At 46.7% G+C, this 433-nt stretch carries 1 protein-coding gene; it reads left to right on the top strand.

The window, feature by feature from the left end; translation table 11 throughout:
• Positions 1-31: 31 nt before the first annotated feature.
• A partial coding sequence (locus CXF86_RS20035; protein WP_180961119.1) for an MtrB/PioB family outer membrane beta-barrel protein occupies positions 32-433 on the top strand: 402 nt, incomplete at its 3' end.

The following is a 433-nucleotide window of genomic DNA, read 5'->3' as shown; positions in this document are numbered from 1 at the left end:
CAAGCTGCAGCGCTAACCAGGAGTAACTCAAATGAGATTCAAATTTAACCTCATCACGTTATCACTTCTCACCATATCGGGTGCGATAACAGGCTCTGCAATGGCGGCTGACTTTGGCGTAAATAAGGCCAATACCAGTACTGTTAAACAGCAAGTATTTCAGTGTAAACGCTGTCCACAAGTCGAAGGCTATACCGGCACTATCGGGGTCAATGCCGCCTATATTGACAGTGATGACATTCACTCCGGTAATGCGTTCGGAACTGACAAAGACGGCGCGAATGCCAGTGTGGATGCCGACCTCAATTATCGAAATAAATCAGGCTACAAGGCCAAATTCCAGGCACACCAGTTAGGCCTAGATAACGGTTTCGCTTATCTTGAAGCGGGAAAATCAGGTCACTATGAACTGGTGGCAGATTATCAACAACTC

Origin of the sequence: Shewanella sp. GutCb (assembly GCF_002836135.1) — a bacterium.
Taxonomy (GTDB): Bacteria; Pseudomonadota; Gammaproteobacteria; order Enterobacterales; family Shewanellaceae; genus Shewanella.
Note: the sequence above shows the minus strand (reverse complement) of the source record. Positions and strands in the feature narration are given on the sequence as shown.